The organism is Stieleria varia, from assembly GCF_038443385.1.
Taxonomy (GTDB): domain Bacteria; phylum Planctomycetota; class Planctomycetia; order Pirellulales; family Pirellulaceae; genus Stieleria; species Stieleria varia.
This window is the reverse complement of sequence record NZ_CP151726.1, coordinates 1,601,173-1,624,258: the sequence shown is the minus strand read 5'-3', so window position 1 is coordinate 1,624,258 and position 23,086 is coordinate 1,601,173. Positions and strand designations below refer to the sequence as shown.

Below are 23,086 nucleotides of genomic sequence, written 5' to 3'. Positions count from 1 at the left end.
CATCTGGACCGATGATTACTCGACGAACCCTATTGCGTGGGACCGGCGTTGCGATGGCGTTGCCGTGGCTGGAGTCGATTCCAGTCTGGGGAAGTGAAACGGTGGCGAATCACGACGTCACGCCGTCTCCCCAACGTTTCGCCGCCTTGTTCATGGGCTGCGGCATCAATCAGGATCACTGGTGGGCCAAGGGCAGTGGGCAAGAGATGGAACTGGGCAAAAGCCTTGCCCCCATGGAGCCGATCAAGCACAAGATGAACTTCATCACGGGATTGTTCAACGAGAACGCGACACACGTCGGAATCCATCCCGGTCAAACTGGCAACATTCTTTCGGGAGCATCGTTGCAGAAAGGATCTGAGTTGCGTGGTGACATCAGCATGGACCAAGTGCTCGCCAATCATTTCGCGGAAACCACGGTCGTCCCGAGTTTGGTGCTCGGATGTGAACAGCCAGTCACCGGATACCACGAAACAAATTTTTCGATGGCGTACAGTTCGCACATCTCGTGGCAGAATGCAACGTCGCCGGTTCCGATGGAGGTCTACCCGTCGCTGGCCTTTGACGCGTTGTTCGACAATCAGGGGACCCGACGCAACGAGAGCATCTTGGACCGTGTTCGAGAAGATGCGGTATCGCTGAGTCGACAAGTCAGTAAGTCCGATCGAGCAAAACTCGATGAGTATTTGAATAGCGTTCGCGAAGTAGAAAAGCGGGCCGCATCGATGCGAGCGGCTCAAGCCAAGGCGGCTTCGCGGGCCAAGGATCAGGGTAAGCCACTGGCTGCCATGAAGCGTCCCGATGATGGGCTGCCGGAGGACATTCGTGAACACATGCGATTGATGTGCGACATCGTGGCCATCGGCTTCCAGACGGACAAGTCACGTGTGGCGACGCTGCTGTTGAATCGCGATCTGTCCGGATTGTTCTATCCATTCCTGGACGTCCAGAGCACCCACCATTCGGCGTCTCACAACGACCGCTCCGACGAATACGAACGCATCTCTAGGTACTACTGTGATCAGTACGCCTATCTGGCGAAACGACTCGATGCGATGCCGGAAGGGGACGCAACGGTCCTGGATCACTCCTGCCTGCTGTTCATCTCAAGCATGTGGTCGGGAAACGCCCATGATTCTAGCAAGGTGCCGGTTCTGTTGACCGGCGGATTGTCTGGCCGATTGGAGACCGGACGCGTGCTGGACTACATCGGTGAGAACGACGAGGATCGCAAGTTGTGCAGCATGTACTTGTCGATCATGGATCGCATGGACGTGAAACTGGGTCGGTTCGGCGATGCCGAAAAGCAGCTCGCGCGGCTGTGATTCACGACCCTTCCCGCTGATTTCAGCGGTTTTTTTATATCGGTCAACACAAGAGAGGTGAGTGTCAACCTGGAAAGGCTGACATACTGTTACGAGGAGAGTCAGTTCGTCTTGGAGCGGCGCTGCAGAGTTTGTCGGATGAGTTTCGGATGATCAGTGGTGATTCCGATGGACCCAAGTTTTGCATAATGTTCTGCGTCGCCGGGATCATTGACGGTCCAGACATGGAACTCGTTGCAATCACCTTGCCTGAGTTTTTCGACGAAGGTACTCGTGATGACTTCGGGGCGAGATTGCAGTCCAACCCCGTCGGCCCCCGTTTCTCGAACCGTCTTGGCGATCTCTTCTGCGGTAGGGCGAAAAGAGGACGCCGGCGTCTTTTGCTTCAGGCTGGTCAGCCAATGCACGCGAACATCGGGCAGAAGTCGCTTACATGCCACCACGTTGTCCTGATCAAACGCGATGACGAGAATCTTAATCTTGTCGGTGTCCAGTCGTTTCAACTCTGCCGCCAGCACGGGGACGATCTCGGGTCCGGATTTCAATTCGATGACCATAGTCTTGCCGTCGGGGACCGTATCGAAAACCTGCTCCAGCGTGGCGATGGGTTCACCCGCCCACTTGTCGGCTTTCCATTTGCCGTATTCAAGTTGCCGAAGTTGCTGAAGCGTGGACTCTTTCACGAGCAGTTTCACGCCGGCCGTCCGCTCGGTGTCTTTGTCGTGGATACAAACGATCTGTCGATCCGACGTCAAATAGAAATCACCTTCCACGCCATCGGCATCATGTTCCCACGCGAGCCGAAAAGCGGACAACGTGTTCTCCGGCGCGTCGGCCGATGCGCCGCGGTGGCCGACGATCATCTGAGCAAACACGCTATCGGAGGCAGCAATGCTGTGGATCACAACGAGAATCACAAAGAGGTAGGGTCGGCAGGACATCATGATCGGCTTGGGATGGTGATATTATGGTGGGCTGAGCGAGGCTGACGAAAGAGGCCTCACGCTGACGGAAGAGGATTCGACGGCACACCAGAATAGGCTACGCGAGAAGCGGGTCAAGCGAGAGACTGTGAGACGTCGCGGGCAACGGCAAAGACGAGGCCTTCGCCAGAGATCGACTTTGCCATCCATTCCAACGTCACGATGCTGCCGTAGGCACTGATATAGCGGTTGCGAAATCGGACCACGTGCTGTCCTTGGCTCAAAACGCTCATGCGATCCAGCGTGTTTTCCTTGTCTTCTTCGATGACAAAATCGAGAAACGGGCGAGCCAGCAACTCGCTCTTGGAATAGCCCAGCACTCGTGTGAAGTTCTCATTGACGCGACGAAAGTAGCCATGCGTGTCGGCGATGCAGAACAGGTCCAGTGAAAGTTCAAAGAATCGATTCATGTCGCTCTCGACTCGTTCGAAGGCGGACGACTGATAGTCGGCAACCTCTTGGGCCACGGCAATCGCATCCTGGGGTCGATCCCGCGGGTCAACTGCCAAACACTTCTTGGCCAACCGAACCAACACGCGATCCGTTTCAGATTCATCGAGCCCCGAGAGTGTTTCCGGCATTGATGCCTTTCGAGCACGCCGAAACAGCTTTCTGCAGCTGTCGGCAACGTAGGGAGCATGCCCGAGAATGATTTCACAGAGAATCGCACCGAGGCCGAATACATCAGTCGCCGTGGTCAATGGTTCGCCGCGTGCTTGTTCGGGCGACATGTAGCTCAAGGTTCCATTGATGCGTTTGCCGGGCTCCACGCTTTCAGCCCAACCGTGACTCAGAATGATCGGAGGCGGTTTTTCGGCAAAGCGGGCAAGTCCCCAGTCCATCACGTGTACTTCGCCGAACTGCCCCACCATCACGTTCTGTGGCTTCAAATCCAAGTGGATCACGCCACGTGAGTGTGCATACGCCATCGCTTGACAAATATCGGCAAAAATCTTCAAGCAGAGCGGCGGAGGAACGTCACCTTTGGCCAGCACCTTTGCCAGCGTTGTTCCATCGATGTACTTCATCACATAATAAGGACGGCCGCCTTTGCTGACTCCGCTTTCAAAGATCGGCGTGATGTTCGGATGAGACAGATAGCTCATCACGCGAGCTTCATTTGCCAAACCGTTTGCGACCACTTCGTTGCCACAGTGCCCCGGATGCAGGACTTTGATCGCGACTTCACGTGGCAACCTTTTGTCGATCGCTTTGTAGATCACACCTTGACCACCGCGTTCGATTTCGCCGATGACATCGTATCGCTCGAACGCTGGCGCTTCGACATTTAGTTCGAAGTCTGTCGAATTGGCGTCTGGCCCAGTTAGAGACCCAGTCACAACACAGGTTGTATCACCCGTATTCCGCGACGATTCACTTCGCTCATTGTCACGTGCCATCGTGACGATCTCCAAAATCAATGTTTTTGGACTTCGCCTTTACACTAGAATAACGGATTTTCCGACCATTCGAACTCTTAATCTCAACGAAAACACTCGTTTACCGCTGGTGTGCAAAGATACAGTGAACGATGGCTTCCGTCGCTGGCAAATCAATCACCTCTTGGATCAACTTTACAAGCAATGGTATGAAAGCCCAAAAACCACTCACCGATGAGGAACGTGCCGTCTACCAATGGCAGATGTGGGTTCCGGATTTCGGCGAAATCGGCCAAGAAAAACTAAAAGCTGCATCAGTCATGATCTCGCGTGTGGGCGGCGTTGGCAGCGTCGTCGCCTATGAACTGGCAGCGGCCGGCATCGGAAAACTTGTGCTCGCCCATGCGGGAAACGTCAAACCGAGCGACCTCAATCGCCAGTTGCTCATGACCCACGACTGGATCGGCAAGCCTCGCATCGAATCAATTCGACGACGCCTGCTGGAACTCAATCCGAGACTTGAAATCATCGATGTTGCTCAAAACGTTGACCCATCCAATGCCGCGGACCTGGTCCGGCAGTGCGACGTAGTTGTCGACTGCGCTCCGCTGTTTCCTGAGCGATACGCTATGAATGAGCAAGCCGTCCGGCAGGGCAAGTCGATGGTGGAATGCGCGATGTACGAAATGGAAGCTCATCTGACGACGATCATTCCCGGCCAAACTGGCTGCTTGAAATGCTACTTTCCCGTCGAACCGCCGACTTGGACAAGAGAGTTCCCCGTGTTCGGTGCTGTCTCGGGAACGGTCGCTTGCATGGCTGCCGTCGAAACGATCAAGCTGATCTCTGGTATCGGAGAACCCATGGCCAATCGTTTGCTTAAAATGGATTTGAGAGACATGAGTTTTCACATGCTGCGTGTCAAACGAGAATCCAATTGCACCGTTTGCGGACACCTCGCTGATTCCCTCCCAACTACCGAATCATGAAAGTTCTGATCCCCACCGCGCTACGAAAACACACCGCCGGACTGAAAACGGTCACGGTGAACGGTGACACCATCGATGAGGCGATACGAAGCTTGATCCAACAGTACCCCGACCTGAGCGACAAGTTGCTGGATGATTCAAATCAATTAGCATCTTTCGTCAATGTCTTTGTCAACAACGAGAACATTCGAGACTTGCAGCAAACACAAACCGTGTTGAATGATTCCGATGAAATCCTGTTGGTTCCCGCGATCGCAGGCGGCTGAATCATGCGAGACTCCGAACCATTGACGCCACAGGAACTCTCTCGCTACGCCAGGCATCTTTCGCTGCGCGAGATCGGAGTCGCTGGACAACAACGGCTCAAAGCAAGCTCCGTGCTGGTGGTGGGCACGGGAGGATTGGGGTCGCCAGTGGCCTTGTATCTCGCTGCCGCAGGAGTGGGACGTATCGGGTTGGTTGATTTTGATCGCGTCGACGAAACCAATTTGCAACGGCAAATCATCCACGGCACATCAGACGTCGGACGCAGCAAAGTGGACTCGGCGGCTGAGTCACTCGCACAAGTCAATCCGCTGATCACCGTCGAGCGTTACGAAACCGCGTTGTCCAGTACCAATGCCCTTGATATCGCCGCAGACTACGACGTTGTGATCGACGGCACCGACAACTTTGCGACACGCTATTTGGTCAACGACGTGTGCGTGCTGCTGGGCAAACCGAATTGCTACGGCAGCATCTTTGGCTTCGAAGGCCAAGCGTCCGTGTTCAGTTGGCAAGACGGACCTTGCTATCGTTGCTTGTATCCCAAACCGCCGCCGGTCGGGATGATCCCCAATTGCGCCGAAGGCGGCGTCTTAGGAGTGTTGCCAGGAATCGTGGGCACGATCCAGGCCACCGAAGCGATCAAACTGTTGCTCGAAATCGGCGATTCACTTTCAGGTCGACTGCTGCTGTTCGATGCGTTGGAAATGTCGTTTCGGCAGCTGACCGTCAAACGTGATTCTGCTTGTCCGGTTTGCGGTGACTCGCCGACAATCACAGAGCCTGTCGACTATGAGCAGTTCTGTGGTGTTGCCAGTCCGAACTCACCTCAAAGTGATTTCGATATTCAACCCGCCGAGCTGAAACAAAGAATCGATTCCGGCGATCGGATGATGATTTTGGATGTTCGAGAGCCCGATGAATTCGCGATCTGCAACCTCGGTGGTGTTTTGATTCCCTTGGGAAACCTCGCCCAGCAACACACCGATTTACCCCGCACAGAGACCATCATCGTTCACTGCAAATCCGGGCGACGGAGTGCTCAGGCTGTCGAGCAACTCCGTGCACTCGGATTCCCTGACGTGTGGAATCTCAACGGTGGCATTCTGCGTTGGGCAAAAGAAATCGATCCGTCTATGCCCAGCTATTAACTTATGGCGACGATCCAATCCTTCGAAGCCTGGATATTGCATGGGATACCGGCCGCTATAACGCAAGGGGTAGTAACGATTTGGTTTACTTTGAAAGTAGAACGTTACCGTTTGATGCACCAGCCGCCACGCGATAGCGTCCGGTTCTTTCGCCTGTAATCGGGAACCGGACGCTATCGCGTGCCGGCTGATGAATAATCGGGGCTAGAAGGCTGAGCGTGGGCTGTCAAAACGTTGGTCTTGACACGCAACTTCAATTGACCAGTTTTGTTCCTCCATTTGGAAGATACGCCGAAGGCGTTTAACAACATAGCCCAGGGTAAGGTTCCCGCGAGTGTAACGAGTGGGACCGCCACCCTGGGTTGAAAACGCGATCGACTCTCACCTCACTCCCGCTCCGATTTTGGCGGCGAAGCCGCCAAAATCGGAGCGGGAGTGAGGTACTGGTGGGGACTTTATCAATACCCAGGGTTGCAGCGTCAATTCGCCAAGGCGAATGACGGCTTTAACCCTGGGCTATGTTGTTTAACGCCTTCGGCGTAATTGTTGAACGCCTTCGGCGTATTGGGAGAAAAGTTGCGCATGCCAATCCCCGTACAACCCCAACATTTTGACAGCCCAGTCGACACCAAGTTTTAAACAGCCTACCACTACGGTGAGATGAGGGGGATTTCTGGCGAAATCCATTACGGCGATTTTGATTTGAGCCCTTTGATTCCGTCGCTGTCGATCAGCAATCGATAATCGGCAAGCGCGTTGGCTTCTTCGCTGCTGTGCGTAACGTGCAACGCTGTCACGCCCGTCGTTTGCTTGATTTGCAACAACAGATTCTGCATTTCACCGCGTGTCGATTCATCCAAGGCGCTGAGCGGTTCATCGAGCAGCAAGACAGCAGGGCGAAAGGAGATCGCGCGCCCGAGAGCCACCCGCTGCGATTCTCCGCCGCTGAGCATGGCAACGCTCCGCAGCAGCAGATGTCGAATCCCCAGAACATCTGAGAGTTCTGCCACGCGAGAGCGAATCTCGGCCGTCGGCCATTTTCGCAAGCGGAGTGCAAACGCGAGATGTTCCTCCACGCTGAGTGTGGGAAACAACGCCAGATCCTGAGGCACGTAGCCGATCTGACGATCACCGGGCAGCCAATGGGTCATGTCAATCCCGCCGATCAACACTTTGCCAGCCGTGACGCGACGCAAGCCACATATGGATTCTAGGATCGTTGTCTTTCCCAATCCCGTGCGTCCCATCAAAACAGCGTACGCACCTTGAGGAATACGAAATGAAACATTCGGCAGACGGAATCCACCGGAGTCGATCGTCACTTTATGCAACTCGATCAATCGCTCAACCCCGTCCCGAGCAACCTGAGAATCAACAGCACCACCACGGCCATGGCCACCATCAATAACGAGACTGCGACGGCGGCATCAAGCTCTCCGATGCTGAGTTCCAAAAAAACCGTCGTCGACAGGACTTCGGTACGCATACGAGTGGCACCCGCGAATACCAGGATCGGGCCAAATTCCCCCAAAGCCCGTGCCCATGCGATCGTTGTCGCGGCGATCATTCCCCGCCAAGCTTGCGGCAACGCGATCTGCAAGAACGCTTGGCTGCGGGTACAACCCAGTGTCCGCGCGACGTCTTCCACGCGTGGATCAATCTGATCAAATGTCACTCGCATGGTCCGCACAGCGAAAGCACATGCGACGGAAAACTGCGCCAGGATGACGGCAGGCACTTTATAAGTCACGGGAAATCCGACACGATCGCGGAGGAATCTTTCCAGCTGCCAATCACCAATCGTCAAATGAAACAGGATCAATAGGCTGAGCCCCATCACCAGCGGCGGCAACACGATGGGAATGTCGACGAGTGTGTCGATCAACCATCGACCTGGGAACCGATAGCGGGACAGCACGTAAGCAAGCGGCGTCGCCACCCACAGGGACATGATCGCGGCCGCTGAACAAGTCAAAAGTGTCAGCCGAAACGCGGCTCTGATCTCAGGCTTCGATAGCGCGTCGCGGAAATCTGCGAGCGATGTGAATCGCAGATCGGCCAGCAGCAACAACAAGATCAAAATCACAAAGCATGATGAGATCCCGCCCATCACCAAAAAGAAAGGCTTGTCGCTTCTGCGGCCACTGCGTGTCGGCCTGGAACTCGGAACGTCACTCATCGCTGACCGGATCCGATGACGCCTTGCTGCTGAGTTCTTGCCAGCGAAAGCCTTCCGCAGCGAACACCTGCTGTGACTCGGCTGAACAAATTCTTTCGAACAATCGCCCGGCGAGTTGCGGGTACTTGGACTCCTTGGCAACCGCCCAAGGTTGCGTTGCCACGCTGCACTCCAAACCGGTGATTCGGATTGCGTCGAGGGACTCACTGGCCCCCGCCGCATTACTCAAATAAGCGACCGCAGCGTCCAACGAACCGGCTTGCATCTGATTGACCAACATATCGCCGGTCGGTGATTGAACCTTGACGTTCGGCATGATGGATTCTTGCACGCCGCCTTCTCGGAAAGTGTTTTGCGTCAGCCATCCCATGGCGCATTGTTTCTCGTGACCGATGCCGATCTCCAAGCCAGGACGTGTCAGATCCCGCAGCGATCGGATCCCTTTCGGGTTGCCCTTGGGGACCAAGATAACCAGTTCGTTCTGTGACACCGGCACCGGTTCGGGGAACAGATCGTGGACTTGATCCATGAACTCGCTGTCGCAGGCGAAATAGGCATCGGGGCGCTGCCCGGCTTTCATCTGCGCGACCAAATTTCCGCATCCGTTGTAGACCCGCGTCACGTTGACGCCCTCGCGTTTCTCGAATGCCGTGATCGTTTCTTCGATCGCCGGTCGCAACATCGAACCGGCGAAAACAGACAACTCTGGTCGGTCGCTCCACTGGTCGCCGGCGCCGACGCGAAATCCATGCTCGCGATAGTGAACCAATCCCCGATCACTGGCGGCAATGTATCGTGCAAAATGAAGTGCCGATGCGGAATCCTTGGCAGTCTGCAACACGCCGACGGCGATGTCGGACGCGGTGCCGTCCAACTCGGGCAGTTTGACATATGTCAAATCGGTATACGTGTGCAAGACCGCGTCGTAAACGATCCCCGCATCGGCGGCACCGACCGAAACATCATTGGCCACTTCATTGACCGTCGCCCGGTATGCCATCGTGGCCTGATCCAAGTCGCTCCAGCGGCCGGATGCGGTCAGTGTCTTTCGCACGACTTTGCCGATCGCCGCGGTGTCTGGATTGGCTTGCACCAACCGCACGTTTTCATCGAGCAGATCGTCCAGTCGGGAAATCGCCAAGGGATTGTCTTTACGGACAGCCACGACGGCACGCATGCTGGCGATCGGCAAGGTTTCCGCGATGAGTTCTTTTTCCCGCCCAAGCTTGAGATAGCTGTCGTCTGCGGGCAAATAAAGATCGCCGGTCCGAGTGACTTCGATGGAGGACAACAAAGTCTGCGATGGTCCATACTGAATTTCGATTGACCGATGGAACTCTTTTTCGTAATCCTGACGGATCGACTCCATCACCGCACGGTTGCTAGCTGCGCAATACATCAGCAACGGTTCGCTGCTGAGTGTTGAACGCGACCGACCGCTGTCACTCATCACCAGAAAAGCAAAGATCGCTGCGAGCACCGCAGCGGAGCCGATCATGAAGACCAATGCACGATTCATTCACTCGTCCTATTTTCGCCCTGGTGGAATCGGAACAAGCACTGGATCACGATTGCGTCCTTCCTCGGCACTGCGATCGGGAGGTCGATTTTCAAGATCCCCGAAAAGCTCGGTATCCCAATCAGCGTTGATCAGCAGATCAAACCCGGGGTTCTGTTCTTTGACTTGACAAGAACACGCACCACTGAGGAATAACGTCAAGTCTTCGATCAGCTTTGCTGACACGTCGTTTGCCGGAATGACCTCCAATGCTCGACCGCGTCCAAAGACAGGAACGAGCAGCGGCTCACCGCTTTGAAACGATTCCTTTCTCATGCTGGTCAACAAGCCCGTCAAGAATGCTTCTGAGGGATCACTCGCATCGATTTCCAGGACGCTGAACTTGACCACCAAGGGAACGTCGGCGTAAAGCTCTGAGCCTGGTAGACCGATGCCTTCGGGCAACTGGATCTTTGTTGCCAAGGAACCAAACGTTTTGGAGAGCAGCTCCTTCGCCGCGAGGTTCTTCTGCTGGTCGGGCGACTGAACCAACAGCCACACGACGCTTTGGCCGCCGAGCAAACGATTGCTCAGTTCATCTCGCACGGGAGATCGAAAGATTCCCAGTTGATCCGCATCGTCGAGAGACCCGTGCCAATGATTGATGAATCGTCCTTTGCCAAGTTTGGATCGAATCAAAACGGCGGGCAACGTTGGTTCGCTTGTCGATCTGAGCTGCTCCCAAAGATCGCGCCGCAGCGGGTCCGTTTCGCTGGCGACATTCGACCGGATGACCTTGGCGTTGGCATGACCGCCGTGCTGCGTCGTCTGTGAACTGAGCTCAGTGACCATCGCGAGCTGTGGTTGCGAAAGTTCACCGTCATAGAAGACGACGATTTCACTCGTGTCGGGTTTCCAACGCTCCAACGCATAACGAAACACCGGGATGTTGCACGCGATCGCGTGAGTGGCAACGACGGCAACGCACAAGATAGCGGCAATGCCCGCGCAGGACATCTGTCTTGAAAATCGGCGGTTGGACGATGATTGAATCATGCGTATCACTTTCCAAAACACATGACCGAGCCATCGAGGGTAGACAAGAACAGGCATTCATTGGCGCCCGCCAGTCCGTCCCATGCCGGCAAACTGTCAAGCTTGACTTCATGCTCGACTTCGCCGGTATCGATATTGACCGCCAACAGCGACGCGCCATCTTGCCCCATCAGCGCGGCGTCTTGAGCGTCCAATAGCGTTTGCACTTCCTGATCACTCTCGCTCAGTTTTTGAAACGTTTCTTCTTCGTCGATCGTATCCGGCGGTCCGACGATGAACAGGTGGTGTCCGGCGAGAACCATTCCACGCACGTAGATCGGAACGTCTTGTGCCCACGTCGGTTTGACGAGACTATCGCCCGGCTTGGTGGTGCTGTTGGCGCCTGGCTTCTTGGCAGCCGGTTTGTTGTTGGCGGCCACATTTCTGGCCGAGAACTGAACCGCTTTGCCGAACTTGCCATCGATCAGTTTGCCGCCTTCCAACGTCCCATTGTTTCGGTGCAGACTGTGGTCGCGAGCGGTCCCGTCGTCAAAACTGACCGCCAGCACGGCTTCGGACGATATCTCGCTGCCATCGTTGTATCGCTTTGCGATCTGCTCGGCATTGGCTGCCAAGAAATACAAACGGACTTCATCGATCGCACCGGAGAACGGCATCGGTGACTTGTACTCACCGACCGCGGACTGGCCATCGGCACCGACGTCTAGACCTTGGACGGGGTCCGTGGACAGCAGTCCGTTGGCGACACCGCTGCCGGCAAGTTGTCCGTCGACATAGAGCTGCATCGTCTTGTCTTCGTTGAGCACGCCGACCAAATGGTGCCAGCCACCCACGATCCGTTTGGGACCTTCCACCGTCGCGAGTTCCGAGTTGTTTCGCACCATGAATTGCGGCTTGCCGTTTTGCAAGGTCAACGCGAATCCGGCCGTGGGTCCTCCCCTGGCAATCACGACGCCTTGCGGTTTCGTCGCGGACACCCAGGCTTCCACCGTGATCGGTTTGCCTTGAGGATTCAGGCTGGGCGACTTGGGGAACGACGCCGACGGAGCGCCAACGGATGCATTACCGCCGCCTTTATTCCCAAAGTCCTTTGGGATCTCGGGCGGGTTTTGTTCCGCAGCAAACAATTGGTGTTCCAGCACGGTGGTCCAACGCAGGTACTGTGGTTTACGACCGTAGCCGTACACGTAGCCGTTGCCCTTGACCAAGATTCTGCCAGAGGGTGCGAACCTGCCGGCTTGGTAATATCCGCCGTGCCCGCCCGCGAAGCTCTGCCCCAGCACCCAATAGGATCGGTGAAACCATGTGTCGTCCAAGAATCCCATGGGAGCAAAGATGTGCGCGTCGGGACCACGTTGCTTGGACGCTTGCTGGGCAAAGTCACCGGAGTTGGGGCCGATCTCCAAGCGGTTGCCTTCGAAATCAAACTTCTGTGACTTCATGAAGATGAACCGCCCGTCGGTGGACAAGATATCCGGCAGCCCAACGGGCATCTGCAAGATCTGCAGTTTCTCTTGCATGTTGTTGCCCGTCTCGGGATTCGTCTCATCCATGATCGTCTCCGACAACTTCTTGCCGGTGGCCAAATCCAACCGCAGCAGCCTCAATCCTCCATCGAGGAAATTGGATCGCCCGGCAACGCAATAGACAGTGTCGTCGTGCATCAGTACGCTGCCGTGAACCGGCCAGAGTGATTCCAATTGTTCGTAGGCCATCGCACGTCGATCGATCGGAGCGGCTCGATAACGCCACGCAAGTTTTCCGTTGGTATTCAGGCAATACACCCAACCGTCGGCGCCGCCAAAGATCACGCGTCCGCGATAAACCGTGGGCGGAGAATCGATGCGGGCTCCGGCGGTGAAGGTCCACTTGGATTGGCCCGTCTGTTCATCCAATGCGTGCAGCGTGTGTTCGTCGATCTGAGCAACATAAACCAGTCCGTCCGCGATCACGGGCGAAGTCAACCGGCCGCCCAAGGTGACCGTCCACTTTGACTTCACGTCGGCATCGATCGGGGCACCTGCTGTTCCGCTTCGACCACCGTCGTGTCGGTAAGTCGGCCAGTCGTCGACCGCACTCGCTTCGGCATCCTCGACACTCGTCAACGGGGAATTGATCGCCTGGCCGATTTCCAGTCGGCCCTCTTCGGGAACCGCCGCAGGAATCGGGCGAGTCGGTGCCAGTGGGGCCAGGGCGTTGAATCCGAACAGTTTGGCTTCCGGATAGCAGGCACAATTGTGTGGCGGGGCGTACGTCAGACCGTTGCACGGCATCACTCCGTATAAACAACCACCACGCACCCAGTGATGGATGTCCCAGTGTTCTTTCTCGGGGTCAACAAACTCGATTCCAGTTCGCGAAGGCATCAAGAAATTGTCGGTCGCCTTGGCGATGTAACACCGATGGTGAAACCAATACGTGTCGACGTCGGGTGCAAACTGTTTGACGACTTCGCCCGTTCTCGGATTTCGCCCCGTGTAGACCCCGGAGTCTTTGCCGGAAGTCAACGGCGCCAGCCAAACGAGTCCGTTGACGACCATCAGGTCCTGCGGAGACTGATACCCACTGTTGGGAAAACTGGCGTCCCACAACTTCTCGCCGCTCTTTGCATCGGAACTGATCATCTTGCCGTCGCCGCCGGAGTAGAGCACGACATCTTCGTAAACCACCAACCGTGGCCCAAAGTTAAACGTAAAGGAATCACGCCGGGTAACCGACTCGCTTTCCCAAACGACGTCACCGGTGCGTCCGTCCAGGCTGACGATTTTCTCACCATCGTGGAAATAGAGTTGCGATTGGGCGGCCGCCATCGTCAACGGCGAAATCTTGGTTTGTTTGGCCCATAGTTGCTTGCCCGTGCTCGCTTCGTACGCCATCAGCACACGAGGCTCTTCGTTCCAAAAGAAATCCCGTGAACGAGCTTGGTCGCCCACGGTCGGATGCAGCGGAGCGTAGTCGGCCAGTTCCGCTTTGCCTTTGCGGACGACCAAGAACAGCAACCCATCGGTCGAGATGATCTCTTCCGTCGCATCGCTCCCTTCGTACGTTCGCAGGACATCGCCGGTCGCTGTGTCCAACGCCGTCAATGGTGCGTTGAAACCCAGTGTGACGAATACTTCTTTGTCCGTTGAAACGAGACGCCGAGACAACTGCGTCGGACCACTCTTGAGCGGCCAGAGGTGCGGCTGCCATTCCGCGATGTCTTTCTTCCACAAGATGCTGCCGTTGAACGCGTCGCGAGCGATCAGTTTCCACTTGGGCGGCAACTGAATCGAAATCCGGCTTCCCTCGTCCATGATGTAGAACATGCGGCCACCGGAGGAAACCAACGCGCTCATGCTGGCCATGCGGTCGTGGTGTCGTGACCATCGCGGGCTACCCACCCACTGCAAGTGACGAGGCGGCGCGACAACATCGTCGCGCGCGACCGAATTTCCAGATGCGTCATGCAAGTAGTGCGACCAATCATCGATATTATCGGGTCGCGGCTTGACGACTTTGGTCCATTGACCATCACGTTTGATCAATGCGATCCCGTTGGGCACCAGCACCCGCTGGACTTCCTCCATCGATACATCACCTAGCGAGTCCGTCACCAGCAGATTCACCAGATTGTCCACATAGGGCAGCTCGGTTCCCTCCAATCGATCGATCGCGACGTCACCGTAATGCCCCTCTGATCGGATCCGATCGCGAATGGGCTCAATGTCGCCGTCCCCGCGTACCAACCCGTGAACTTGCGTGGAATCGTTTTGCCGCAGTGCGGCGGTCAGACGACCATCACCCGCGTCCAAGTGAACGATGAAACCACCAGAAAAATCGGCTTGGCTCAAAATCTGTTTCGCATCATCCGCCGTGTCGGCGTTGGATTCGGAAACCGGGACCAGCACCACGCAACAGTGGAGAAAGAACGCTAGAACAAAGTGACGTGACATGGATTTGTCTCGGCGAGAACGGAGAGGCAGGGCCGTGAACCCGCCATTGTAACCTTCGTCCAGCCGTCTTGCGTCACCGACGGATCGGATTCTGTAGCGTGCCAACGGAGCCATCCATTGAGAATATCATGTCATTGTCTCCCCCCCCCACTTTTCCCGCCACGACTCAGCGCCCGCAAGGAGAAACCCGTGCGACATCAATGCATCTCGACCCCTTTCATCAGCTCATTCGCACTGCTGTGCGGTTCTCTGCTTGCCGCGACCAGTCCGCTGGCGGCGCAACAATACATTCCACCGCGTTGCGAGATCATTCCCCAAGCCAACCACGAAGTCTCGCTGAGAATCGACGGCGTGGAAAAGTTGAGGTGGAATCACGACTCGCGATACCCGCGTCCCTTTTTGTTTCCACTGAACGGACCGCGGGGCGAACCACTGACCCGCATGGGGCATCCCGGTGCTCCGGATCACGAGCACCATCGTTCGGTCTGGTTCGCCCATCATAAAGTCAACGGATTGACGTTTTGGTCCGACAACACGCAAACACGTATCCGTCAGACACAATGGTATCGGTATCGTGACGGGGACGACGAAGCCATCATGGCAGTGGCCCTGTCTTGGGAAGACGCCGACGGTGTTCAGTTGATGCAACAGGACGTTGTGATCTCGCTCTTTCCCCTGGACGATCCAGAAACCGCGATCGATGAGCATGCCGTCGAATTCTATTTGACGTTCCGTCCTGGACAAGGCCGCGAGAACGTCACGTTAGAGAAAACTAACTTCGGCGTCTTGGCCGTTCGCGTCGCCAAAAGCATCTCTGCGTACTTTGGCGATGGCCGACTGACCAACGACGTGGGGACACAGGACGAAAAGAACTTGCACGAGAAACCTGCTCGATGGATGGACTATTCTGGACCAGTCGCATTGCCCCCGATCGCGTCGGGAGCGGGACGTGATCGCCAGGTCATTCAGGAGGGAATCACATTCTTTGATCATCCCGGCAATCCGAGCTACCCGACGCACTGGCACGTTCGCCAGGACGGTTGGATGGGCGCCGCGCCGACCATGCAGTTTGACATCGTCATCACCAACGAAAAGCCATTGACGTTGCGTTATCTCTTGCACGCTCATCACGGCACCATGGACTTGCAACGAGCCGAACAGCTGCATGAGCAATTCGCCAGTCGACCGGGATTTCGAATTCGAAAACCTGTCGCGGGTGAATCTCACCGTCATTTTGAAGTCGAGCGTCTGGAGAAATAGCTCCACTTTCATCTCCGGACGGCATAATCGATCAGTCGGGAAACGAACGAGCGGTCATCGGGAATCGTCAGTCGCCCTGTCTGACCGGCTTGCGTCTTGATGCTCGTCACGGTGTCCAACGGTATCACACTGGCGAGTTGCGGCTCGACGACTTGCATCTCTCCGGTCCGCTGCGACGGCTCGACCGCCAACGGTCCCCCGGCAGTCGCGGCCAACGCGGGATGCGGAATGTTCCGGCCGGCACGAGGCTGAATGGACGTGACCTGCGCAGAGATCCTCTTGCCTCCGCGGAGCCGAACCGATGCGATCGCGTGACGTTCCGCAGCGGCTTGATAAGCAGTCATGTCGGATTGACTGACGACTGCCAAGATTTCCTTTTCTCGTGGATCACTGACGCGGATCAACTCCGCGCCGGGGGCCATGTAACGACCGACCAACTGGTGCACATCAGGACTGTTCACATTGCCTTCACGCAGTGAGATGATGTGCAGATCACTGAGCTGCTGTTCGATTTCATCGATCTGACGCTGCAAGCTCTCCGCGTCTTGCTTCGCCGAACTCGCCAGTGCGACGTCACCGTGCTGTCGATGCTGAGCCGCGCGCACCAAGGCACTTTCACGACGATCCACTAGCTCATCTCGCTGAACCGTCAGTTCCGGCTGCTCCAAGATCATCAGCAACTGGCCCGCGGAAACCCGATCGCCGCAACGAACAAACACCCGCTGCACAAAGGCCCCCGCAGGCGCACGTGCAATCTGCTCGTCTTGATAGCGAACCACAACAGGAACTCGCCGATCCAATGGCGAAGTCGCCGTTGCCAAATACTGAATCGCAATCGCAACAACGGCAGCCGTACCGATCAAACGACGTTGATATCCGGAAAGACGCCAACCGTCTCGTGGTTGGATCATCCAAATTTTGGCCATCCACTTTAGCAGCGGAATCACCACCCACAACGCGACCGCAACGACGCCGAGAATCAGTCCGAGCCCCTTGGCCCACATCGACACCGCAACGACAAGGCCGCCCATCCAAAGACATTGAAACAACACGCTGCAAAACGCGTGCAGCGTCGCCACCGGCCGTCGCCAACCACTGAGCAACGCGTCACGTTTGGGCAAACCGATCAATCGTGACTCCAGAGCTGCAACCAACTGGCTGCGTCCGTGCATTCGCAAGTTGGGAATCTCCAACCAATCGCTCAACACGTAGTAGCCGTCCAAACGCAACAGCGGATTGGCGTTGACCAGCAGCGTCGCCGGACCGGCGACCAAGAAAACCTGGGCGGCGAGATGTTTCCAAAAACCAATCGGCAACATCCACCACAAGATCGCAGCCGCTGCACCGATTGCTAATTCAAAATACACACCGGCCAATGCGATTTGAATTCTCTTGGCTCGGCTGGGCAATTTCCACGCGTCCGTGACATCGACGTACGCCAACGGAGCCATCAGAAAGAACATGACTCCCATGCGTCCGACACGCACACCGTGATGCGACGCACAAACCGCATGGCCGATTTCGTGGACAAGTTTCAGACCACACCAAACCAAGATCAACAACAGCCACAGGTGAGAATCAAAGAGCCGCGACAACTCCGAACGAAACGCTGATGCATTGGACGCGACCATTGCCCAGCCAACCAAGACCAACAGCGTCCACATCGCCAACGCGGGTGGTGAAAACAGCGGACGAGCAATCGGCAGAAAACGAGTGGCGACGCGATCACCATTGAGCAGCGGCACACGTTGACTGAGCATCATCGACATCGCGCGTTCAATGCGTGGCCAATGACCGACGATCGACTTGATCGACCACTGCTTCGCGGGCGATGCACTTGCCGCCAAGTCGTGTTGACCAACGGTTGCGGTTTTCTGAGGTTCCGCTATTTCATCGACCCCGGTCAGTGGCGGCATCGGCAACTTCGACGCCTCAGCAGTACCTGCTCGGCTCGTCGAGACCGTTTGTGCCTTCGGTTTGCGACGGATCGTTTGCGCAATCGCAAGCCGGTGTTTGACCAATTCGGCTGCAAACCCAGCGACTTCGGACAACGTCCAAGGTACGCCGTCTTGGTTGAGTTGCTGACGCACGGCGACCAAGTCTCGCGTGCCGTCGAGCAATGTCACCGCGTGGTACTCTTGCTGACCAAACCGAAAATACTTTCCTGTACGCTGATCGTGTGCAACATAGGACGTCTCGCCTCCGCTATGACGAGGCGAGAATTCGATTTCTCGCTCCATGCGTATCCGCAAGGAACTGGCGACCGAGTCATCTCCATGTGGCCCAGTTTGTGGTGGCACATCTGCATGTAGCCCATCTGGCTGTTTTGGCGTCGTCATCAGAATCCGATCCACCAAAGCGTGCGTTCCCACGTGCCCCGCAGATAAGACCACAACCAAGGACGCAGGGGTCCATAGGCGACCGCGTGGCCCCGCATTCCCGGCCGCAACTGGCCGTCGGGGTTGGTCAAGGAAGCTCGACCAATGAACACGTTGGCGTCTTCGCGAACCGTTGCGGCCGGATACAACTGGTCGAGCGATGCGTGAAAGGTTTGATTGCCAAGTGCAGTCAGACGAATCCGAGCATCCGTATCCTCGTGAACGTAGCTGATGTCGTGCTCAGGAATCTCAATCTCCACCAACATCGTGTCGAGGGGTGCGATCTCAAACAGGGATTGGCCAGTCTCCAGTGGCGAGCCGATGGATTGTTGCATGTCGCCGGCAATCACCACACCATCGATCGGACTGGTAACGTCCAAGTTCTCCAGTCGATCGACGATCAAATCCGCGCGTCGACTCAGCTCACGTTGTTTGAGTCTCGCTTGCTGCGCCTCCGCGATGCGACCGCCCGCTAAAGCAATGTCATGATCTTTGCGTGACTGATCGATCTGTGCCTCGATCGATTCCAACTCCAATCTCAGAGGACGTCCATCCAGAACCAGTAGTATTTGCCCAGCCTGGACCGCGTCCCCGGGCTGAACCTCTGTTTTCAGCAGGGTGGCAGCGAATGGTACTGAAACCAGCCGGCTTTCCTGTGGCGTAACGATCGCGGAACACTGCACGCGATAGGAAACCGGCCACACAGCGACGAGAATCAGCATCAAAACGCCGATCGTTATGGCGACACGCGTGTTCCAACCCGCAGCGACAAACCAGTCGATCACGCGGCGCAATCTGCTGGCCTGACGCGACCAGATCAGATGCCCCAAGGTCGCTTTGAGCGGCGTGACCCAGAGAAGCTGTTCTGGCAATCGAAGTGGGACGGAATCGTTTTCGCCTTTGACCCAGATCACGCACCGTTGGTCCCCGTTGACCTGAGAGATCTCCAAATCCAGTTCATTGCCGAGAGCGGAGGAATCACGCGGCATACTCCACTGCTCGCTAGCCATCTGACGCAGCGGGCTTTCTTCCCCGAGCCAACCCAAACGCAGGTCGTAGTAGTGCCGCAGTTTGCCGGCACCGACGCCGCATCGGACCGAGCATCCCGGAACACTTTCGGAAAGCACGGTCACCATCGCCGCGATCGCTTCACGCTGGCTTTCGGATTTGGCAACAGCCTCGATCAAGTGAACGATCCGCGACAGAGACTCCGACTCCCTCTTGCCTCGTTCGCTTTGCTGTTTCAACGGAATCGATTGGGTGGAAGCGTCCATCTTATCGAATACTCCCCGCGCTGGCTTTGGCAGCGGATAATTCTGTTCGTTGTGATTGTCGAGAGTAGCGATAGTCCGATGAACTCAACGCGGGACGAGTGGACTCAATGGAAATCCGGCACTGGTCTCCCACTCGCACCTTGCCGTCTTTGTTGTTGAGCAGATAACGCACCTTGATCGTTCCGCTGTCGCCGTTGATCGCCGGAGCGATGGAGTGAACGGTGGCTCGAACCGGCTGGGACAGACTGGCGACAAATACCGTCGCAGGATCACCGACATGCAAAGCCAAGGCATCTGCGGCGGGCAGATTGAACACGCCAAAGATTTGATCCACGACCAGCAAACGAATGACCGCGGGATCGCCGGGCGTGAGGTACTCGCCGGGATGATGAAAAACCTCCGCGACCACGCCGCCGCTGGGCGCCAGCACCTTGCGTCGGCTCAAACGCAGTTCGTAGCGTTGCAACTCCAACTGGCGCAATGCGTCTTGCTCGATCGACGCCAGTTCCCGCGACCTCGCGATGTCCAGATCGGCTGTGGCGCGAATGATCTCATCAGGGCGAGCCATCTGTTGTTTTGCCAGTTCTTGTAACTGTTTCAGTCGGTTGCGGGCAAAGTTGGCCTCCGCTTTGGCCGCATCGGACTCGCCATGCATTGCCGCGCGTTCCTTTGCATATTTCACGTCGGCGACTTGGCTATCGTCCTCCAAGCGTGCGATGACTTGCCCCTCTTGCACCACATCGCCGACATCCACGTTGACTTCATCGATGCGACCGATCTCTGTCGCCGCGACCAAGATGTCGTACTTCGGCTCCGTCAACCCTTGATGCTCCGTCGTATAGCCTTGGCCGTAACACATGCTCGTCATTGACCACGTCAATGCGACACTCGTCGCAGCGGTTCGCGCGAGACGGATGAAACTTGCTTTCAGATCGATCTGTCGAACTCGTTGGCTCATGTTCATCGTCGGTTCGTAATCTGTAAAAAGGAAACGTGTGGGGCATCCGACGTTGAAAAAGGTGTCTGACACCTTTTTCACTCTGATGACGTTATGGAGACTGCTGACTCGGTGAGCCGCAAGGCGCTAGCCGCGGGCCTCATGGTGTTGACAAAACCGTCGAGGCCCGTGGCTAGCGCCATCGGCTCACAGATAAAACGCAACACAACTCAGTCAACAGTCTCCTATGGCAGCGGGTTATCGTCCAGCAAAGGGTCATCGGGTGGGTAATCAATGACGGATTCCGATGGCAGTGATTGTGGCGGTGTGAGTTGTGGCGGTGTGAGTTGTCCGGGAACTTGGATCGACGACAGGTCTTCACGGACGAAGCTCACCGAGGCCGCACCACCGTGCTGATGCGGCGAGATGCCTTCGTTGATCAACAACGTCCCCATCGCTCGCTGCAGACGCACCAGGGCCACCAGGCAGGCCGTTTGCGATGCAACCCAATCACGCTCGGCATCCGTGCGTCGTTGCTGGGCATCGAGCAAGTTTTCTAGAACGATGCCGATGCGAGACCCATCGCCGCCGATCGTTCGCCAACGCACCATCAAGATGTTTTCTTCATCGATCGCCAGTTTCAAAACGAGCTGCTTTTGCTGTCGCTGCTGTGCATAAAGACGAACATCGATGAGCGCCAACTCGACTTCGGATTTCGTCTGCTGGACGGTTTCTTGCAAGTCGGCGGCCAACTGCTGATATCGTTTCTGCGCTTCCCGAACCCGGCTCTTGGCCGCACGACGTCCGTAGGGCAACTCGTATTCCAGGCGCGCCGACAACCCGGGAGCGGCTTCGAATTGCTCGACAAAGGAACGAAAGACTTGGCTTTCACCGTTGAGCGCGGACAGGTACCCGTTGAACACCGCATTGAGCTGGGGCGTTAACTCAGCGCGTGTGACCCGCGTTTCCAACGCGGCAGATTCCAATTCGTGGGTCGCCGCTCGAACTTCCGGGCGATTCTCCAACGCGCGGGCAACGCAGTCTCGCAAGGTCCAGTTTGTTTCGGGAAACATGCTCGGCCGCACCGGGATCATTTCGAGTTCCATGTCGGCACTCAGCAACGCGTTGGAACCCACGGCGGCAGCCAATCGACTTTGCTGCTTCTTTAACTCCGCTTCCAACACCAACATCTGGTCGTAGCGACGCGCGATCCGCTGCTGAGCCTTGGTGATCTCAATGCGACTGGCGTCAAAGTTACTTCGGCTGACGAGCAGACGTTCGATCGATTGACCACGAGAAAGCAGATCGCGTTGCTGAGATAACTCGCAACGGATTTGATACAGTTGCCAGTACGCCGTGATGACTTCCGCGATCCGCTGCTCGACTTCGCCACGCATTTCTTGCCATGCGACTCGACTGTCGATGCGAGCTTGGGTGATCAGTCTCTCGTTGTAGACCTGACCACCGCGATCCAGTAGCGGTTTGGTGAGACTGACACTCAGTCGACTATCGCCTTGATCGTTTGGAACGAAAAAGTCGCTGTTGCTGTCCGTCAGGCCCAGTCTTTCGGTGATCTCCAATTCGGTACCTCGACGTGTGACACGTCTCACGCCACCTTGGAAATTGCCAGTTTCCTCGACCAAGCGATCCGCGCCCCCGGTGGTCAACACGCTGCCGACCGGATCGTTGGTTCGCCCCAGGCCGCCGTTGAGCAAGACGGTCGGATCAAACGCGGCGTCTTGTTGCACGATGCGTTCCAGTGCCGTTCCGGTTCGATGCGAAACACTTTGAATGCGTGGACTGTTCTGCAACGCGTCGATGAGCACCGTTTCCAAATCGAATGAAACCCAGCGGGGTCGACCTAGAATCTGTTGTGAAACCCGATCCGGCCACCACTGCATCGGCGGCATGTCGGATTCACGAATCGGGTCGGATGCCGGCGGGGGCGGCGGAATGCGAGCCGGAATGCTGCCCACCGGCGGCTGCGGCGACTGATTGGGGACCGGCAAACGCTCCGTCGCCAGTTGCCAATTCCGTTGGCGTGTCACCGGATCATCGCCAGTGGGATCGGGGTTCCATTGCCTGACCGCCGGCTTGAGCGGCACGATCTCGTAAGGCAACTGACCTTTGCTGGGTAGATTGGGGATCGTGGAGTCGGCGTTCGCCGGAGGACCGCTTGGCATCAATGTCGCCGGGGCCTGTGCCCGCAACGGAGCAGCAGACAGCGCAGAGACGATCGCAATCATCATCGCAGTGCTCGCGATGGTGATTGGTGTCGATCTGTTATCTGCCCGATGGCTCAACAAGCTGGGTTCCTTGCTGTGATTCCCGAATTTACGGACCGATCGCCTTGTAGCGATCGCACCCGTTGGATAGATCGGACATATCGATGGTGACGGCTGCCCGACGTGCAAGGAAAAATCGTGATGCACGACATAGGTGAGCGGACAACCGTTGCTGCCCACAAGGTTTGACGGA

Annotated in this window: 16 protein-coding genes; 5 read left to right on the top strand and 11 right to left on the bottom strand. The window is 56.5% G+C overall.

Annotated elements, in window-relative coordinates:
- Positions 1-11 precede the first annotated feature (11 nt).
- Positions 12-1,325 carry a DUF1552 domain-containing protein gene (locus Pla52nx_RS05655; protein WP_146519571.1) on the top strand — a complete coding sequence of 438 codons (1,314 nt, stop codon included), beginning with the start codon at positions 12-14 and terminating at the stop codon, positions 1,323-1,325.
- Positions 1,326-1,426: 101 nt separating this feature from the next.
- Here Pla52nx_RS05655 and Pla52nx_RS05650 read toward each other — a convergent pair whose 3' ends face one another.
- Positions 1,427-2,266, bottom strand: a complete 840-nt coding sequence (locus Pla52nx_RS05650; RefSeq protein WP_146519570.1) for a glycerophosphodiester phosphodiesterase — start codon at positions 2,264-2,266, stop codon at positions 1,427-1,429.
- A gap of 116 nt (positions 2,267-2,382) precedes the next feature.
- The gene (locus tag Pla52nx_RS05645) at positions 2,383-3,708 is read right to left on the bottom strand and encodes a protein kinase domain-containing protein (RefSeq protein ID WP_146519569.1); all 1,326 of its coding nucleotides are present in this window, start codon (positions 3,706-3,708) and stop codon (positions 2,383-2,385) included.
- A 188-nt stretch (positions 3,709-3,896) separates the two neighbouring features.
- On the opposite strand from Pla52nx_RS05645, the gene Pla52nx_RS05640 reads away from it, so the two are divergent.
- Genes Pla52nx_RS05640 through moeB form a run of 3 tightly spaced genes read left to right on the top strand, consistent with a single transcriptional unit; the run spans position 3,897 to position 6,091 of the window.
- Positions 3,897-4,676, top strand: a complete 780-nt coding sequence (locus Pla52nx_RS05640; RefSeq protein WP_146519568.1) for a HesA/MoeB/ThiF family protein — start codon at positions 3,897-3,899, stop codon at positions 4,674-4,676.
- Positions 4,673-4,942, top strand: a complete 270-nt coding sequence (locus Pla52nx_RS05635) for a ubiquitin-like small modifier protein 1 (protein WP_197454488.1) — start codon at positions 4,673-4,675, stop codon at positions 4,940-4,942. The genes Pla52nx_RS05640 and Pla52nx_RS05635 overlap by 4 nt, the downstream gene beginning before the upstream one ends.
- A 3-nt stretch (positions 4,943-4,945) precedes the next feature.
- The gene (gene moeB / locus Pla52nx_RS05630) at positions 4,946-6,091 is read left to right on the top strand and encodes a molybdopterin-synthase adenylyltransferase MoeB (protein WP_197454487.1); all 1,146 of its coding nucleotides are present in this window, start codon (positions 4,946-4,948) and stop codon (positions 6,089-6,091) included.
- Between the two features lie 686 nt (positions 6,092-6,777).
- On the opposite strand, the gene Pla52nx_RS05625 is transcribed toward moeB, so the two are convergent.
- Genes Pla52nx_RS05625 through Pla52nx_RS05605 form a run of 5 tightly spaced genes read right to left on the bottom strand, consistent with a single transcriptional unit; the run spans position 6,778 to position 14,759 of the window.
- Complete coding sequence (locus Pla52nx_RS05625; RefSeq protein WP_146519567.1) at positions 6,778-7,431, bottom strand: ABC transporter ATP-binding protein; 654 nt, start codon at positions 7,429-7,431, stop codon at positions 6,778-6,780.
- Entirely contained in the window at positions 7,428-8,270 is an 843-nt protein-coding gene (locus tag Pla52nx_RS05620) for an ABC transporter permease (protein ID WP_197454486.1), read from the bottom strand. The genes Pla52nx_RS05625 and Pla52nx_RS05620 overlap by 4 nt, the downstream gene beginning before the upstream one ends.
- Positions 8,263-9,789, bottom strand: coding sequence for a molybdate ABC transporter substrate-binding protein (modA, locus tag Pla52nx_RS05615; protein WP_146519566.1), 1,527 nt, complete (start codon positions 9,787-9,789; stop codon positions 8,263-8,265). Before modA ends, Pla52nx_RS05620 begins: the two co-directional genes overlap by 8 nt.
- 9 nt (positions 9,790-9,798) lie before the next feature.
- Positions 9,799-10,824, bottom strand: coding sequence for a hypothetical protein (locus Pla52nx_RS05610; RefSeq protein WP_146519565.1), 1,026 nt, complete (start codon positions 10,822-10,824; stop codon positions 9,799-9,801).
- A gap of 5 nt (positions 10,825-10,829) precedes the next feature.
- A complete protein-coding gene (locus Pla52nx_RS05605) occupies positions 10,830-14,759 on the bottom strand; it encodes a PQQ-binding-like beta-propeller repeat protein (RefSeq protein ID WP_231741893.1) in 3,930 nt (1,309 codons plus the stop codon).
- A 189-nt stretch (positions 14,760-14,948) separates the two neighbouring features.
- Between Pla52nx_RS05605 and Pla52nx_RS05600 the strand changes: the two genes are divergently transcribed.
- Positions 14,949-16,019 carry a PmoA family protein gene (locus tag Pla52nx_RS05600; protein WP_197454484.1) on the top strand — a complete coding sequence of 357 codons (1,071 nt, stop codon included), beginning with the start codon at positions 14,949-14,951 and terminating at the stop codon, positions 16,017-16,019.
- Between the two features lie 8 nt (positions 16,020-16,027).
- Here Pla52nx_RS05600 and Pla52nx_RS05595 read toward each other — a convergent pair whose 3' ends face one another.
- The 4 genes from Pla52nx_RS05595 to Pla52nx_RS05580 all read right to left on the bottom strand — a co-directional run bounded on the left by Pla52nx_RS05595 (position 16,028) and on the right by Pla52nx_RS05580 (position 22,857).
- Positions 16,028-18,358, bottom strand: coding sequence for an efflux RND transporter periplasmic adaptor subunit (locus tag Pla52nx_RS05595; protein ID WP_146519562.1), 2,331 nt, complete (start codon positions 18,356-18,358; stop codon positions 16,028-16,030).
- Positions 18,358-19,671, bottom strand: a complete 1,314-nt coding sequence (locus Pla52nx_RS05590; RefSeq protein ID WP_146519561.1) for an efflux RND transporter periplasmic adaptor subunit — start codon at positions 19,669-19,671, stop codon at positions 18,358-18,360. Before Pla52nx_RS05590 ends, Pla52nx_RS05595 begins: the two co-directional genes overlap by 1 nt.
- Position 19,672: 1 nt before the next feature.
- A complete protein-coding gene (locus Pla52nx_RS05585; RefSeq protein WP_146519560.1) occupies positions 19,673-20,701 on the bottom strand; it encodes an efflux RND transporter periplasmic adaptor subunit in 1,029 nt (342 codons plus the stop codon).
- A gap of 152 nt (positions 20,702-20,853) precedes the next feature.
- Complete coding sequence (locus tag Pla52nx_RS05580; protein WP_146519559.1) at positions 20,854-22,857, bottom strand: TolC family protein; 2,004 nt, start codon at positions 22,855-22,857, stop codon at positions 20,854-20,856.
- Positions 22,858-23,086 lie beyond the last annotated feature (229 nt).

What these genes read in the sequence shown, in the direction of transcription:
- Pla52nx_RS05655 (WP_146519571.1), top strand. Translation starts at nt 12, where the DNA reads ATGATTACTCGACGAACCCTATTGCGTGGGACCGGCGTTGCGATGGCG.
- Pla52nx_RS05650 (WP_146519570.1), bottom strand. Translation starts at nt 2,266, where the DNA reads ATGTCCTGCCGACCCTACCTCTTTGTGATTCTCGTTGTGATCCACAGC.
- Pla52nx_RS05645 (WP_146519569.1), bottom strand. Translation starts at nt 3,708, where the DNA reads ATGGCACGTGACAATGAGCGAAGTGAATCGTCGCGGAATACGGGTGAT.
- Pla52nx_RS05640 (WP_146519568.1), top strand. Translation starts at nt 3,897, where the DNA reads ATGAAAGCCCAAAAACCACTCACCGATGAGGAACGTGCCGTCTACCAA.
- Pla52nx_RS05635 (WP_197454488.1), top strand. Translation starts at nt 4,673, where the DNA reads ATGAAAGTTCTGATCCCCACCGCGCTACGAAAACACACCGCCGGACTG.
- moeB (WP_197454487.1), top strand. Translation starts at nt 4,946, where the DNA reads ATGCGAGACTCCGAACCATTGACGCCACAGGAACTCTCTCGCTACGCC.
- Pla52nx_RS05620 (WP_197454486.1), bottom strand. Translation starts at nt 8,270, where the DNA reads ATGAGTGACGTTCCGAGTTCCAGGCCGACACGCAGTGGCCGCAGAAGC.
- modA (WP_146519566.1), bottom strand. Translation starts at nt 9,789, where the DNA reads ATGAATCGTGCATTGGTCTTCATGATCGGCTCCGCTGCGGTGCTCGCA.
- Pla52nx_RS05610 (WP_146519565.1), bottom strand. Translation starts at nt 10,824, where the DNA reads ATGATTCAATCATCGTCCAACCGCCGATTTTCAAGACAGATGTCCTGC.
- Pla52nx_RS05605 (WP_231741893.1), bottom strand. Translation starts at nt 14,759, where the DNA reads ATGTCACGTCACTTTGTTCTAGCGTTCTTTCTCCACTGTTGCGTGGTG.
- Pla52nx_RS05595 (WP_146519562.1), bottom strand. Translation starts at nt 18,358, where the DNA reads ATGACGACGCCAAAACAGCCAGATGGGCTACATGCAGATGTGCCACCA.
- Pla52nx_RS05590 (WP_146519561.1), bottom strand. Translation starts at nt 19,671, where the DNA reads ATGGACGCTTCCACCCAATCGATTCCGTTGAAACAGCAAAGCGAACGA.
- Pla52nx_RS05580 (WP_146519559.1), bottom strand. Translation starts at nt 22,857, where the DNA reads ATGATGATTGCGATCGTCTCTGCGCTGTCTGCTGCTCCGTTGCGGGCA.